Here is a 13,352-nt window from a genome sequence, read left to right on the forward strand (position 1 = left end):
CCTCAGCCGCAACGCAAGCGGGCGATCCGGCCGTCCTTGCTGAGTTCGATGTTCAGCCGGTCGGTCCGGAAATCCATGGTGACCATCGCTCCGACCTTGATCACGCGCACGGATCTTGCGCCGGACACCTGGCTTGCCTTGGCGATATTGGCTTCGCTCGCTGGCTGACCGATCAGATCGGTCAGTTGCTCCGTGCTGCAGGCTTCCGTCGAGGATGGGCCAGGCATTGTCTTGGGGGATGCTGCAATGCACCCTGTTGACGGCGCAATGGCGAGCGCCAGAAGGCCTGCAGCATAGAAATTTTTCATGAAATGCGTCATAGGAAAGTCTCTTTGGTAGGCGATGGTCCACTCTAGCCTGTCATCGCTGCTGGCGACAGCATTTCAGTGGTTGCGGACATCGACAAGCGGTACGGCGGAATTTGATTTACGCTGCACTGAAACATATCGATTTCTGCAATTGCCCTTGCGGCTGAATCGATCCATACCGTTATCAGGGACATCTCCGGTTCCCATCTGCTCTGGTCTCCTTCTCAATGTCCGATTATCGCGAAACGCTTCGCGGCATTTTTGCAATGCTCGTAAGCTGCCTCTTCTTTGTCCTTCATGACACGATGGTGAAGGTCGCCACGCGCGACATGCCGATCGGTCAAGTGCTCGTCCTGCGTGCCTTGGTGACGACCGCTGTTGTCACCTACATGGTCTGGCGTGTCGGTGAGCTTGGGCGCGTGCACAAGCATCTGTCACGCTATGTCGCCTCCCGCAGCATTGCCGAAGGCATTGCCGGTGTCATCTTCCTGGTGTCGCTGACCCATCTGCCGATTGCCAATGCCTCGGCCGTGTCTCAGGGCGCGCCGTTGGCCGTTACGGCGGCCAGTGCGATTTTCCTGCATGAGAAGGTGGGTTGGCACCGCTGGATGTCGATCGCCGTCGGCTTCGTCGGCATCATGGTGATTGTCAGGCCGGGAACGGCAGGGTTCAACATGTGGGCGCTCGGCCCGCTGTCCACCGTTTTCATCGTCGCCTTCCGCGAGATGAATACCCGCTTCATTGCCAAGACCACGTCGTCCCTGATCGTCCTCTTCTACACCACGGTCGCCGTAACGATTGCCTGCGCCATCCTCTCGGCATTCGAGGTCTGGCAGCCGATCTCGTTGTTGGGCGGCGCCCTCATCCTCGGGGCAGGGTTGGCCGGTCTGGTGGGCACTCAGTATTCGATCGTGGCCGTCCAGCATGGCGATGTCTCGACCGTGGCGCTGTTCCGCTATTCCTTCATTCCCTATGCCGTGTGCCTTGGGTGGCTCGTCTGGGGCGAAATCCCCGACATGATGACGCTCGTCGGCATCGTCATCGTCATCGGCTCGGGCATGTACACCTTCCATCGCGAGCGCGTCCGTCACCAGCGGATCGCGTCGGTCATGGACCCGAGCGTCTGACGATTGGCATTTGGCCAAATGAAAAGCCCCGGATCGTGTTTGCGCGATCCGGGGCTTTCTGCATTCGTGGTGGGTGATATCAGTCAATGACGATGCGCGGCGCAGCCCGGCGTGTCGTGCCGGTGACGGTGGACCACAGGTCGGCGGCGAGCTTCCGGTAGGTCTTGGCCAGCGCGCTTTCCGGATCGGTGGCGACGATGGGAAGGCCCGCGTCCGAGGTCTCGCGGATCTTGAGTTCCAGTGGAATTTCGCCAAGGAAGGGAACGCCAAGGCGCTCGGCGTCGTGGCGGGCGCCACCGTGGCTGAAGATGTCCGAGCGACCGCCGCAATGGGGGCACAGGAAGTAGCTCATGTTCTCCACAAGGCCGAGGACGGGCACTTCCACCTTCTGGAACATGGCGACGCCGCGACGGGCGTCGATCAGGGCAAGGTCCTGCGGCGTCGATACGATCACCGCGCCGGTCAGCGGCACCTGCTGCGCCATGGTCAGCTGGGCATCGCCGGTTCCGGGAGGCATGTCGACAATGAGAACGTCGAGGTCGCCCCAGGCGCATTCGCGCAGCATCTGCGTCAGGGCAGAGACGACCATGGGGCCGCGCCAGATCATCGGCACGTCCTCGTCGACCAGGAAGCCGATGGACATCACCTTGAGGCCATAGTTTTCCTTGGGCACCAGGATCTTGCCATCGATGGTTTCGGGATTGCCCGACAGCTTGAGCAGGCGAGGAATGGAGGGGCCGTAGATGTCGGCGTCGAGGATGCCGACCTTGAGGCCGTTGGCAGAGAGGCCGAGGGCCAGGTTCACCGCCGTCGTCGACTTGCCGACGCCACCCTTGCCGGAGGCGACGGCGATGATCGACTTCACGCCGGGAACGCCTGCCTTCTGGGGGACGGTACCGCGCTGCTGCGGCGCGGGCGCCGGCTTGGCACCCTGCTTGACCTCGGCGGTCAGGGCGATCATGGCCTTGTCCACGCCGGGTACCGCCTTGACGCGCCGCTCGACTTCGGCGCGGAAGCCTTCAAGTTCGCGGGCTCGTTCGGACGGCACGGAGAGCGAAAACATCACACGCCCGTCGTTGACGTAGATGTCCGAGACGATGCCGGCGGACACGATGTCCTGCTGGGAGCCGGGCAGGGCGAGCTGGCGGAGAGTTGCGACTACCTGGTCCTTGATGGAAAGGGACATGTGGGGCTCCAAAATTCGATCTGGTCCGTACCTAAGCATTGGCGTCTGGCAGGTCAACGGCACTGTCCGTGCAAAGCCCTGCGGCCCATAGCCTTGGCAGATTTCGGGGCCGTGCAGTTTGAGCAATCGCAAGTCTTGTTTCAAACTTGTGGCGCGCGCCCTTTTCTTCCCTGTGATGGAATCCGGTACAGCTCGATTAAATATGCATCTTGCATGCAACAATTTGGCGTGTTCCATTGGCACGGCGCCAGTGCTGGCAACTGGAGCGGCCATTTCCATTCCGTTCGATTTCCAGGAGGCTCATATGCAGAAAGTTGCGTTTGGTGTCGTCGCTTTGATCGCCCTTGCCGGTCCGGCCGAAGCTGCAAAGGTTCGCTTCGAGGGTGGGGCGGTCATCACGTCCGTGTCCGGAACCTGCAAGGACTACAATCCGACGGGCAATCGCTTTCATACGCGTTTCCGGCCCGCCGGTGTCGGTGATAACGGCAACTGGTCCGGGCTGTCCTTCTTCCAGTTGAACGGTGCAATGTCCTTTGCCATCGACAATGGCTCCTTCACGTCCAGCTTCAAGACCGTCACCTATGGTCAGATCTATGACAATGCCTGGGGCGGAGACTTCCCGGTGCAGGTGAAGTTCACCAAGCAGTCACCTGCGACGATCGCCACAACAACGCAGTTCGTGAACATCACGGGGGCCATCACGAATTTCGACAGCATGAAGGGATGCACGGCGAACTTCAACGCGGCGCTGGTCAAGCGCCTCGAATGATCGCTTGATTTCGATGTTTCCGTTTAGCACATTGAACTCATGCGTATTTCAGCGGGACTGATCTTGGCGGGCGGGCGTTCATCTCGCATGGAGGGGGTCGACAAGGCCTTTTGCATGCTGGGCGGACGCTCTCTTGTCGATCTGTGTGTCGAGAGGCTGGGGGCGCAAGTCCAGCCTTTGGCCATCAGTTCCAACGTTGCCGCGGCCTCGTTCTCAGACGTGGGGCTGCCCGTACTTGCCGATACGGTCCCGGGCTTTCTCGGTCCTCTGGCTGGCATCCTGGCCGGTTTGCGTTGGGCGCAGTCCTGGAATCAGCCGCCGAGCCATCTGGTCAGTGTCGCCGTGGACAGTCCGCTGTTCCCGCAGACGCTGGTCGCGGACTTCGAGGCTGCGCTCGGCGACGACACGACCATTGCCATTGCCCGGTCGGAGGATGGACGGCAGCCGGTCTTTGGTGCCTGGCCGCTGGCCGTTGCCGACGATCTCGAGGCCTGCCTTGCCACTGGCGGCATTCGCAAGGTGGCTTTGTTCCTTGAGCGGCACAATGTGGTCCATGTGCATTTTCCGGCCGTCGCGGTTGCCGGTGCCGAGGTTGACCCCTTCTTCAACATCAACAATCCACAAGACCTGAGCATTGCCGAAGGTCTTGTTTCCGCTTCCCGTTTTGCCGGCATAGCCGCGGGAAACTGAGCGCCTGAATTGCCGGCACCCTTAAATTGTGCCTGCAAATCGAGCACGCGGCGTAACTTATCCGTTGCATCAATGCGCGGAATACGATGAAGATACGTCCCCAAGTGCGGCGTCAATTTTTGACCGCATGAAAAAATATGACATCAGGAAGCCAGGTTTCGATGCATTTGGCGCGATGGCGGCTCGCATCACCAAAGGTGACATCTGCGGGCCATCAGGGGATCGCGCGATCGGAACCCCCACTGCAGAGGGGCAAAATGAAACTCACCAAGACGATTCTGACCGCCGCCACCGTGCTCGCCATCTCGCTGGGCGGCGCCATGGCCAAGGAATGGAAGAAGGTCATCATCGGCACCGAAGGCGCCTATCCTCCGTTCAACTACATTGACACGGACGGCAAGGTGAAGGGCTTCGACGTTGATATCGCGCTCGCCCTCTGCGCCGAGATGAAGGTCGAATGTGAGGTCGTCACCCAGGATTGGGACGGCATGATCCCGGCGCTGCTGGCAAAGAAGTTCGATGCGATCATCGCCTCCATGTCGATCACCGACGAGCGCAAGAAGACGATCGACTTCTCCGAGAAGTATTACAACACCCCGCCGGCCATCGTGGCTCCGAAGGATACCGACATCAAGGGCGTGACGCCTGAAGATCTCGCCGGCAAGACCATCGGCGCGCAGAGCTCGACCATGCATGCCGACTATGCCGAGAAGATCCTGACCCAGAGCACGCTCAAGACCTACCCGACTGCCGACGAGTACAAGCTCGATCTGGCCGCCGGTCGTCTCGACGCGGTGACCGACGACAGCATCGTGCTTGGCGAGTGGCTGAAGACCGAGGCTGGTGCCTGCTGCAAGATCGTCGGCCTCGTGAAGTCGATCCCCGAGATCCACGGCATCGGTGCCGGCATCGGCGTCCGCAAGGAAGACACCGACCTGCGCGACATGTTCTCGGCCGCCATCAAGGCCATCCGCGCCAACGGCAAGTACAAGGAAATCAACGACAAGTACTTCCCGTTCGACGTTTACGGCGATTGATCCGCTCTTCCCTCGAGCGGGTGTTCTCAACGCCCGCTCGAGGGGCCAGGCCAACTGATCAGGACGCGGCAAAGCCGGGAGGGGCTCTGTGGCTCAATATTTAGAGCTGTTGTCTTATGGTGAGACCGGGTGGGGTGACGAACTTATCCGCGGTGTCCTCATCACCATCATACTTGCGATCGCGACCCTTCCCCTTGGGCTCCTGTTCGGCTTCTTCATCGCGGTTGCCAAGAACTCCAGCGAACCGCTGCTGCGCAATGCCGCCCATATCTACACGACCATTTTCCGCGGTCTTCCCGAACTCCTGACGCTGTTCCTCATCTACTACGGCGGCCAGATGGCCATGTCGGCCCTGTGGATGCTGGTGTTCGGCGCAGAGTTCGAGGTGAACAGCTTTCTGGCCGGCATCGTGGCCCTGGCGCTGGTGTTCTCCTCCTATGCCAGCGAGACCTTCCTGTCGGCCTTCAAGGGCATTTCGCACGGCCAGTATGAAGGCGCCTATGCGCTCGGCCTGAACCGGGGCGCGACCATGCGGCTCGTGATCCTGCCGCAGCTCATCCGTCTGGCGCTGCCGGGGCTCAGCAATCTCTGGCTCAACCTCCTCAAGGACACTTCGCTGGTTTCGGTGATCGGCCTGTCCGACCTGTTGCGCAACACCAACATCGCCGTGGGCGTCACCAAGCAGGCTTTCTTCTTCTTTTTCGTCGCCTGCCTCATCTACCTCCTGCTGTCGATCATCTCGTCGCTGGGACTCGGGCGCATCTCGAACTGGGCTCATCGCGGGCAGGGAGGACACTGATGGCCGGCTATGTCGCCTCTTCCTTCATCGCTCCGCAACCGGCGCCAAAGGGGCTGCGCGGGCGCAAATGGACCGTCTCCCGTGCCGCCGGTCTGGTCATGCTGCTGTTCTGGGCTCTACTCGGCATCGGCATCATCATGATCCTGGTGAACGGCTATGATCCCGAGAAGATCGCCAAATATGCGCCCAAGATCGGCGATGGCATCATCGTCACCATCGAGCTGGTCGCCATGTCGCTGGTGCTGGGGGCTCTGATCTCCGTGCCGGTGGCCATGGGGCGCATGTCGGCCAGCCCCCTGTGGGGCGGCATTGCCTTTGGCTATTCCTACTTCTTCCGCGGCACGCCGCTGCTGGCGCAGACGTTCCTCGTCTATTACGGGGCAGGGCAGTTCGTAGGCTTCTTCAAGGCCATCGGCCTGTGGGCGCTGTTCCGCGATGCCTATTTCTGCGCGGTCTTCACCTTCTCGCTCAACACGGCCGCCTATCAGGCGGAGATCCTGGCGGGCGCCATTCTTGCCGTGCCCGGCGGTCAGCGTCAGGCAGCTGATTCTCTGGGATTGCGGCGGTCGGTCACCTTCTGGAAGATCATCCTGCCGCAGGCGTTGATCACCGCGCTTCGCCCCTATGGCAACGAAGTGATCCTGATGATCAAGGCCTCGTCGATCGCCTCGATCATCACGGTGCTCGACGTCATGGGGCAGACCCGTGTCGCCTTCTCCAAGACCTATGACCTGCAGATCTACCTCTGGGCGGCGATCATCTATCTGATCACCGTCGAGGTTCTTCGCCGGCTGTGGGAGCTGATGGAGCAGAGGCTCACGCGCCATCTCAAGCGCTGAGGCTTTCGCACCTAAGAACATGGGGTGGTTCATCCCCCACAAAAGCAAACGGCCCGGAGAGCATCCGGGCCGCTTTCTCATCTTGAACCGAATGTCGGATCAGGGGCAGACGACCGCATAGGGGCGACCGTAGGCGTCATAGGCGACGCAATTCTTCGGGGCGGTGGCGCCGGCAACAGCCGCGCCGCCAATGCCGCCAACGGCAGCACCGATCAGGGCACCCTTGCCGCCACCGGCGATGGCGCCAACGGCGGCACCACCCAGCGCGCCAACGGCCGCGCCGGTCGTGACGCGCTGCTGCGTCGCGGTCTGACTGCAAGCGGAGAGGCCGAGTGCCAGAACGGCTGCCAAAGCTGCTATCTTCTTCATGATGTCCTCCATTTGGTCCACTAAATAGGATAACGAAGTTTACGGTCTGAAATAAGGCGAATCTTTCTGCCGCCCCGTATGACTGCACGACGGCTAAAAGATAAGCGAAATTCTGATGCTTGGATAGATGAGGTAACAAATGGCAAGGGTTGCTTTCCTCGGGCTTGGCGTGATGGGGTATCCGATGGCCGGACACCTCCTCAAACGTGGCGGTCACGATGTCACCGTCTACAATCGCACCGAGGCCAAGGCGGAAGCCTGGTGCGCCGAGTTCGGGGGGCAGATGCGATTGACCCCGCGCGAGGCGGTGGAAGGCGTCGACTTCGTATTCGCCTGCGTCGGCAATGACGACGACCTCCGCTCGGTCACCACCGGTGCGGATGGCGCTTTCGCCGGCATGAAGCCCGGCGCGATCTTCGCCGACCATACCACCGCCTCCGCCGTCGTGGCGCGCGAGCTCCACGCTGCGGCAAGCGCGCGCGGCCTGCACTTTCTCGATGCTCCGGTCTCCGGTGGCCAGGCCGGTGCCGTCAATGGTGTCCTGACGGTCATGGTGGGTGGTGATGCCGAGCCTTACGCGGCAGCTGAGCCTGTCATCCGCAGCTATGCGCGGATGATCGGGCACATGGGGCCGTCCGGCGCCGGGCAGCTCACCAAGATGGTCAACCAGATCGCCATCGCCGGTCTGGTGCAGGGCTTGTCGGAAGCGGTCCATTTCGCCATGCAGGCCGATCTCGAAGTGGAACAGGTGATCGGCGTCATCTCCAAGGGGGCGGCGCAGAGCTGGCAGATGGAGAACCGCTGGAAGACCATGAGCGAGGGCAAGTTCGATTACGGCTTTGCCGTCGACTGGATGCGCAAGGATCTTGGCATCGTGCTCGATCAGGCCAAGGAAATCGGCGCCAAGCTGCCGGTCACGGCGTTGGTCGATCAGTTCTATGCCGACGTCCAGGCCATGGGCGGTCGCCGGTGGGACACGTCCAGCCTGATCGCGCGCCTGCAGCCAAAGAGCTGAGCCGGGTATCTTCTCAAGACGAGGAACGAACAATGGTGGATGGCAATACGGCATGGCCGGAGGAACTGCGCCTGTCTTCCGACAAGAAGACGCTTCATGTCGCCTTCGACAACGGCGAGTCCTACGATCTCGGCGCCGAGCTTCTTCGGGTCCGTTCCCCCTCGGCCGAGGTGCAGGGGCATGCGCCCGACCAGCGGCAGACCGTTCCGCGCAAGAAGGATGTGCGCATCGTGAACCTGGAGCCGGTCGGCACCTATGCGGTGCGGATCGTGTTCGACGACACGCATCAGACGGGGCTCTACACCTGGGCCTTCCTGCTGGATGCCGGCCGCAATCAGGCACGCTACTTCGACGACTATGTCGCCGAACTCAAGGCCAAGGGTCTGTCACGCTAACTCCTTGGGCAATCCCATGAAAAAAGCCGCCGGGCAGGGTGCTCGGCGGCTTTTTTCATTGCGCTGTCTCGGCACTCACTCGTGCAGGACGACGACCTTGGTGCCGACGCCGACGCGCTCATAGAGGTCGGCCACGTCGTCATTGGTCATGCGGATGCAGCCCGAGGAGACGGCCTCGCCGATGGTCCAGGGCTCAGCGGTGCCGTGGATGCGGTAAATGGTCGAGCCGATGTACATGGCGCGGGCGCCAAGCGGATTGTCCGGGCCGCCGGGCATGAAATAGGGGAGCTTCGGCTGGCGCTTGCGCATGGCCGGGGGCGGGGTCCAGCCGGGCCATTCGGCCTTGCGGGTGATGTGGTGCTCGCCCGACCAGGTGAAGCCGGGACGACCGACGCCGATGCCATACTTCATCGCCTTGCCGTCGCCCATCACGTAATACAGCCGGCGCTCACCGGTGTTCACGATGATGGTGCCCTTGGAATAGGGACCGGTATAGTCGATCAGTTCCTTCTTGATCTTGCTTTCCGTGGGCCGGCTGGCGCTCGGATTGCGCTTGATCGTCTGGATGGTGCCGCTGGAGGGGTCCCAGAAGCGGACGACGTCATCGTCGGCAAAGCTGGGCGTGGCAAACGTCGGGGCGGCAACCAAGGCTGCAGCAGCGAGAAGCAGGATCTTTCGCATCATTTCGAAGAGCCAAAATCCACTGGTTTGAAGATCAGGATTTATTTACGGGATGATCCGGCTGCCGCGGTCTTGTTGGCCTCGACCCATTGCAGCCGCAAATACGCCATGAACACGATGGCTGGTCGGGGTGAATCGTTCAATAGTCGCTTGCCCAAATTACGGGCTTTTTCCGGCCTTGGCCGCAGATTGTTGCTGGCGCGCAACGGTCGCCTCGAAGCGAGGTGTTTCGCTTCGAGGCTTTCGCGTCAATCGAGGTTCAATTCCTTGAAGAAGTCGTTGCCCTTGTCGTCGATGACGATGAACGCGGGAAAATCGACAACGTCGATTCGCCAGATGGCTTCCATGCCCAGTTCGGGGAACTCGACCACTTCCACCTTCTTGATGCAGTCCTGGGCAAGGCGCGCGGCCGGTCCGCCGATGGACCCCAGATAGAAGCCGCCATGCTTTCCGCAGGCGTTGCGCACCTGGGCCGAACGGTTGCCCTTTGCCAGCATGACCATGGAGCCGCCGGCGGCCTGGAACTGTTCCACATAGGAGTCCATGCGGCCGGCGGTGGTCGGGCCAAAGGAGCCGGAGGCATAGCCGGTCGGCGTCTTGGCGGGACCGGCGTAGTAGACCGGGTGGTTCTTGAAATAGTCCGGCAGCGGCTCGCCGCGCTCCAGCCGCTCGCGCAGCTTGGCATGGGCGAGGTCGCGCGCCACGATGACCGGACCGGTCAGCGAGACGCGGGTCTTGATCGGGTGCTTGCTGAGCTCGGCGCGAATCTCTGACATCGGCCGGGTCAGGTCGATCTTGACCACGTCGCCAGCCAGCGAGGCCTCGTCGATCTCAGGCATGAAGCGGGCGGGATTGTGCTCGAGTTCCTCGATGTAGACGCCCGACTTGGTGATCTTGCCGACGGCCTGGCGGTCGGCGGAACAGGAGACACCAATGCCGATCGGCAGGGAGGCGCCATGGCGGGGCAGGCGGATCACGCGCACGTCGTGGCAGAAATACTTGCCGCCGAACTGGGCGCCGACGCCGGTCGCCTGGGTGGCCTTGAACACTTCCGCCTCGAACTCGAGGTCGCGGAAGGCGTGGCCGCTCTCCGAGCCCTTGGTCGGCAGGCCGTCAAGGTATTTGGTCGAGGCAAGCTTGACCGTCTTCAGGTTCATCTCGGCCGACGTGCCGCCGATGACGATCGACAGGTGATAGGGCGGGCAGGCGGAAGTGCCCAGCGTCAGGATCTTTTCCTTGATGAAGGCCAGCAGGCGGTCATGGGTCAGCAGCGAGGGCGTGCCCTGGAACAGGTAGGTCTTGTTGGCCGAGCCGCCGCCCTTGGCAACGAAGAGGAACTTGTAGGCGTCTTCGCCCTCTTCGTAGATGTCGATCTGGGCCGGGAGGTTGTTCTTGGTGTTCTTCTCCTCGAACATGGACAGCGGCGCCAGCTGCGAGTAGCGCAGGTTGCGCTTCTCGTAGGCGTCCAGGACGCCCCTGGAGACGGCGGCCTCGTCGCCGCCCTTGGTCCAGACGCGACGGCCCTTCTTGGCCATGATGATCGCCGTACCGGTGTCCTGGCACATGGGCAGGATGCCGCCGGCGGCGATGTTGGCGTTCTTCATCAGATCATAGGCCACGAAGCGATCGTTGGAGGTCGCTTCGGGATCGTTGAGGATCTTGGCCAACTGCTCGAGATGGGCCGGGCGCAGGAGATGGTTGATGTCGCTGAAGGCCGTCTCGGTCAGCAGGCGGATCGCTTCGGGCGCGACCTTCAGGATTTCCTCGCCATCAAATTCGGCGGTCGAGACGAAGTCGGACGTCAGCTTCCGATAGGGTGTCTCATCGGCGGCAAGGGGGAACAAGCCGTCAGCGGCGGGATTATCGGACATGGCTCCGTCTCCACAATCAGGTAAGTGGCGCAAGGGCGGCCTGTTGCGGCGCACCGATGGCGGTGATCACGTATTAGCGTGCAAATCCTTATGCGCCAAGGCGGTTGCGCCGCAACTTTGGTCCATCGGTGGCGGGATCAGTCCGTAACACCTGGCGCTGGGCACTCGATCCCTCGCCGCTTGGCGCGGTCGGATCGGTCCCACTTCTAACATTCTCGAAAATGGCTTGCCTTTTCAGGGCGGGCCGCTACTCATCCAGACAAGGGTCTGACAATGGACGCCGATGAAGATGGCGCCTCACCAGACGGAAGGTCATGACAAGCTTTCGCGTTCCGCCGCCTGAGTTCGACGATTTTTCGATCATCGACAAGATCTACGCCGTCGCCGTAGAGCCCGACCTTTATGAAGAGTTTCTCGACGTTCTCGACCTGTCGTTCCGTGATGGCACGGAGAGCGGCAATGGATCTGGCCTGTCTCACCTGGTGACGCACGCGGCCCGAGCCGGCGATCTCCTGGATCGTCTGGCGTCCGCGCCTGATTCCGAGCTTGAGCGCCTTGTCGATTCCGTCGGCCGTCCCGCCTGCGTCTGCCGCGTCGACGGTGGTCTCGTCCAGAGCAACGGCCTTCTTCGGTCACGCTTTCCCAGCAAGGCCATCCGGAGCGTGCGCGACTTCAACCTTGACGCAGAGAGCGAAGCGCTTCTGATCGAGCGCATGGGCGCCTTTTCGACCGGCGATCATGCTGGCCATGTGCTCCTGAAGCTCACCAGCGTCGACGGTGGCGCCGTGTCGGTTGCCCTGTCGCGTCCGCGGACCATGCAGGCGGCGCTGGGCGTTGCCGGACGACTGCTTGTGACGGTCGAGGATTTCCAGTGGAACCCCATGATGGACATGGTTCTGGTGGAAGGCTACGAGCTCACGGCTTCCGAAGTGATGGTGCTGCGCAGCTTCATGGCCGGGCTGTCGCTGCAACAGATCGCCGATCAGCGCGAACGTTCGGTGGAGACGGTGCGCACGCAGATCAAGCAGATCATGGCCAAGACCGACACGCGCTCGCAGCTGGAACTGCTACGGCTGCTGCTCTCGTTCAATGCGTTGACGGCGGCGAGCGGAGCCGTGCAGACGAAGTCGGCGGTGGATGCCGGTCCTGATGCCGCTGGTGTTGCCGAGCGCTTCTGGACCTGGATCTCGGCGAACGGGCGCCGCTACGACGTGTTCCAGTCGGGTGATCCGAGCGGTCATGTCTGCCTTCATCTGCATTCGAGCATGGGGTTCTACAAGCTGCCGCAGGCAACGCGAGATCTGGCGCTGACCCGGGGGCTGTCGATCTGGTCGGTGATTCGGCCGGGTTACGGGCAGAGCGGGCCAATGCCACCGATCTCCAGCTATCTTGAGGAGCTGGTCAGCGATCTGATGGCCCTCCTTGAGTCCCGGCGGGTCCAGCGTCTGTCCATCCTTGCGGAAGGCGTCGCGTTCCGGATGGCCGTGTTGCTCGCCAATCGTCTGGGGGACCGCTGTGTCGGTCTTTCGGTCGGGGCGCCAACCCTGTGGACTGCAGCCCAGACGGCCGGCGATCATGACCAGCAATGGCACCGGATTCTCTTCCAGACGGCGACCTCGTCGCCCGCCATTCTGCCCTTTGTGGTCAAGGCTGCCTTCGCCTTTGCGCGGCGGCATTCGCCGGAACAGTATCTGGCCAAGATCTACAAGAACACGCCGGAGGATGTGGCGGTCCTCAAGGATCCCGAGTTCCGGCAGCTGGCGGCTGCGGCGCATGCCGTGTGCATCGGCTCCGACAATGTCTCGCACAAGGCCTATACCGAGGGGGTGCTGCTGGCGATGGAGGATTGGTCGCAGGATCTGCGGCTGATCCGATGTCCGGTCACGGTCTACTACGGGCAGGCCGATCTGTCGCTGAGGCCGGAAGCCATGCAAAACCTGAAAGCCGTGTGCCCGCACATGCAGCTCCACTGCATCGAGGGCGCAGCGCATTGGGTCAACTATACGAAAAGCACCGAGATTCTCGACGACCTGATCTCTCGCGATCTGGTGTCCGGCCGCTCACAAGAAAGACGATGAGGAGGGGCGGCGGTCCCAAATCCCTCATCGCTCATACTGGCAAAATTGAACCAGTCCCCAAGGGCAAATGTACAGACTAAGACTGTCAGGCAAGGTCTTCCTGAAAAAGTCGCCGTATCACTATATGCGGTATCCTACATACATTTTCGAAGGATGAAATCCCCAAATTAAGGAATCTGCACCCAGGC

The 13,352-nt window shown here is 61.7% G+C and carries 14 protein-coding genes; 9 read left to right on the plus strand and 5 right to left on the minus strand.

Features of this window, described 5'->3' with window-relative positions:
* Nucleotides 1-2: 2 nt before the first annotated feature.
* Complete coding sequence (locus L2I41_RS00055) at nt 3-320, minus strand: I78 family peptidase inhibitor (protein WP_237151450.1); 318 nt, start codon at nt 318-320, stop codon at nt 3-5.
* Between the two features lie 215 nt (nt 321-535).
* Here L2I41_RS00055 and L2I41_RS00060 point away from each other — a divergent pair, with 215 nt between their 5' ends.
* The gene (locus L2I41_RS00060) at nt 536-1,435 is read left to right on the plus strand and encodes a DMT family transporter (RefSeq protein ID WP_255720024.1); all 900 of its coding nucleotides are present in this window, start codon (nt 536-538) and stop codon (nt 1,433-1,435) included.
* A 79-nt stretch (nt 1,436-1,514) separates the two neighbouring features.
* Here L2I41_RS00060 and apbC read toward each other — a convergent pair whose 3' ends face one another.
* Nucleotides 1,515-2,621, minus strand: coding sequence for an iron-sulfur cluster carrier protein ApbC (gene apbC, locus L2I41_RS00065; RefSeq protein WP_237151452.1), 1,107 nt, complete (start codon nt 2,619-2,621; stop codon nt 1,515-1,517).
* A 118-nt stretch (nt 2,622-2,739) separates the two neighbouring features.
* Between apbC and L2I41_RS00070 the strand changes: the two genes are divergently transcribed.
* The 5 genes from L2I41_RS00070 (at nt 2,740) to L2I41_RS00090 (ending at nt 6,755) form a co-directional block, all read left to right on the plus strand.
* On the plus strand, nt 2,740-3,390 hold the full coding sequence (locus L2I41_RS00070; protein WP_237151453.1) for a hypothetical protein: 651 nt from the start codon (nt 2,740-2,742) through the stop codon (nt 3,388-3,390).
* Nucleotides 3,391-3,429: 39 nt separating this feature from the next.
* On the plus strand, nt 3,430-4,080 hold the full coding sequence (mobA, locus tag L2I41_RS00075; RefSeq protein WP_255720025.1) for a molybdenum cofactor guanylyltransferase MobA: 651 nt from the start codon (nt 3,430-3,432) through the stop codon (nt 4,078-4,080).
* A 257-nt stretch (nt 4,081-4,337) separates the two neighbouring features.
* On the plus strand, nt 4,338-5,117 hold the full coding sequence (locus L2I41_RS00080; RefSeq protein ID WP_237151455.1) for an ABC transporter substrate-binding protein: 780 nt from the start codon (nt 4,338-4,340) through the stop codon (nt 5,115-5,117).
* 88 nt (nt 5,118-5,205) lie between these two features.
* Nucleotides 5,206-5,916, plus strand: coding sequence for an ABC transporter permease (locus tag L2I41_RS00085; protein ID WP_237151456.1), 711 nt, complete (start codon nt 5,206-5,208; stop codon nt 5,914-5,916).
* Complete coding sequence (locus L2I41_RS00090) at nt 5,916-6,755, plus strand: ABC transporter permease (RefSeq protein WP_237151457.1); 840 nt, start codon at nt 5,916-5,918, stop codon at nt 6,753-6,755. The genes L2I41_RS00085 and L2I41_RS00090 overlap by 1 nt, the downstream gene beginning before the upstream one ends.
* Nucleotides 6,756-6,854: 99 nt before the next feature.
* Here the strand turns inward: L2I41_RS00090 and L2I41_RS00095 are convergent, their stop codons facing one another.
* The gene (locus tag L2I41_RS00095; RefSeq protein ID WP_237151458.1) at nt 6,855-7,124 is read right to left on the minus strand and encodes a YMGG-like glycine zipper-containing protein; all 270 of its coding nucleotides are present in this window, start codon (nt 7,122-7,124) and stop codon (nt 6,855-6,857) included.
* A 139-nt stretch (nt 7,125-7,263) separates the two neighbouring features.
* On the opposite strand from L2I41_RS00095, the gene L2I41_RS00100 reads away from it, so the two are divergent.
* Both L2I41_RS00100 and L2I41_RS00105 read left to right on the plus strand, forming a co-directional pair.
* The gene (locus L2I41_RS00100; RefSeq protein ID WP_237151459.1) at nt 7,264-8,139 is read left to right on the plus strand and encodes an NAD(P)-dependent oxidoreductase; all 876 of its coding nucleotides are present in this window, start codon (nt 7,264-7,266) and stop codon (nt 8,137-8,139) included.
* Between the two features lie 32 nt (nt 8,140-8,171).
* Nucleotides 8,172-8,534 carry a gamma-butyrobetaine hydroxylase family protein gene (locus L2I41_RS00105; RefSeq protein ID WP_237151460.1) on the plus strand — a complete coding sequence of 121 codons (363 nt, stop codon included), beginning with the start codon at nt 8,172-8,174 and terminating at the stop codon, nt 8,532-8,534.
* 75 nt (nt 8,535-8,609) lie between these two features.
* On the opposite strand, the gene L2I41_RS00110 is transcribed toward L2I41_RS00105, so the two are convergent.
* Together L2I41_RS00110 and L2I41_RS00115 are read right to left on the minus strand one after the other, a co-directional pair.
* On the minus strand, nt 8,610-9,215 hold the full coding sequence (locus tag L2I41_RS00110; protein ID WP_237151900.1) for a L,D-transpeptidase: 606 nt from the start codon (nt 9,213-9,215) through the stop codon (nt 8,610-8,612).
* Nucleotides 9,216-9,463: 248 nt separating this feature from the next.
* The gene (locus L2I41_RS00115) at nt 9,464-11,086 is read right to left on the minus strand and encodes a fumarate hydratase (RefSeq protein ID WP_237151461.1); all 1,623 of its coding nucleotides are present in this window, start codon (nt 11,084-11,086) and stop codon (nt 9,464-9,466) included.
* Between the two features lie 314 nt (nt 11,087-11,400).
* On the opposite strand from L2I41_RS00115, the gene L2I41_RS00120 reads away from it, so the two are divergent.
* Nucleotides 11,401-13,164, plus strand: coding sequence for a bifunctional helix-turn-helix transcriptional regulator/alpha/beta hydrolase (locus tag L2I41_RS00120; protein ID WP_237151462.1), 1,764 nt, complete (start codon nt 11,401-11,403; stop codon nt 13,162-13,164).
* Nucleotides 13,165-13,352: the final 188 nt, after the last annotated feature.

This window comes from Oryzibacter oryziterrae, assembly GCF_021864535.1.
Taxonomy (GTDB): Bacteria; Pseudomonadota; Alphaproteobacteria; order Rhizobiales; family Pleomorphomonadaceae; genus Pleomorphomonas; species Pleomorphomonas oryziterrae.

Coding starts and splice junctions, on each gene's coding strand:
- L2I41_RS00055 (WP_237151450.1), bottom strand. CDS start 320: ATGACGCATTTCATGAAAAATTTCTATGCTGCAGGCCTTCTGGCGCTC.
- L2I41_RS00060 (WP_255720024.1), top strand. CDS start 536: ATGTCCGATTATCGCGAAACGCTTCGCGGCATTTTTGCAATGCTCGTA.
- apbC (WP_237151452.1), bottom strand. CDS start 2,621: ATGTCCCTTTCCATCAAGGACCAGGTAGTCGCAACTCTCCGCCAGCTC.
- mobA (WP_255720025.1), top strand. CDS start 3,430: ATGCGTATTTCAGCGGGACTGATCTTGGCGGGCGGGCGTTCATCTCGC.
- L2I41_RS00080 (WP_237151455.1), top strand. CDS start 4,338: ATGAAACTCACCAAGACGATTCTGACCGCCGCCACCGTGCTCGCCATC.
- L2I41_RS00090 (WP_237151457.1), top strand. CDS start 5,916: ATGGCCGGCTATGTCGCCTCTTCCTTCATCGCTCCGCAACCGGCGCCA.
- L2I41_RS00095 (WP_237151458.1), bottom strand. CDS start 7,124: ATGAAGAAGATAGCAGCTTTGGCAGCCGTTCTGGCACTCGGCCTCTCC.
- L2I41_RS00100 (WP_237151459.1), top strand. CDS start 7,264: ATGGCAAGGGTTGCTTTCCTCGGGCTTGGCGTGATGGGGTATCCGATG.
- L2I41_RS00105 (WP_237151460.1), top strand. CDS start 8,172: ATGGTGGATGGCAATACGGCATGGCCGGAGGAACTGCGCCTGTCTTCC.
- L2I41_RS00110 (WP_237151900.1), bottom strand. CDS start 9,215: ATGCGAAAGATCCTGCTTCTCGCTGCTGCAGCCTTGGTTGCCGCCCCG.
- L2I41_RS00115 (WP_237151461.1), bottom strand. CDS start 11,086: ATGTCCGATAATCCCGCCGCTGACGGCTTGTTCCCCCTTGCCGCCGAT.
- L2I41_RS00120 (WP_237151462.1), top strand. CDS start 11,401: ATGACAAGCTTTCGCGTTCCGCCGCCTGAGTTCGACGATTTTTCGATC.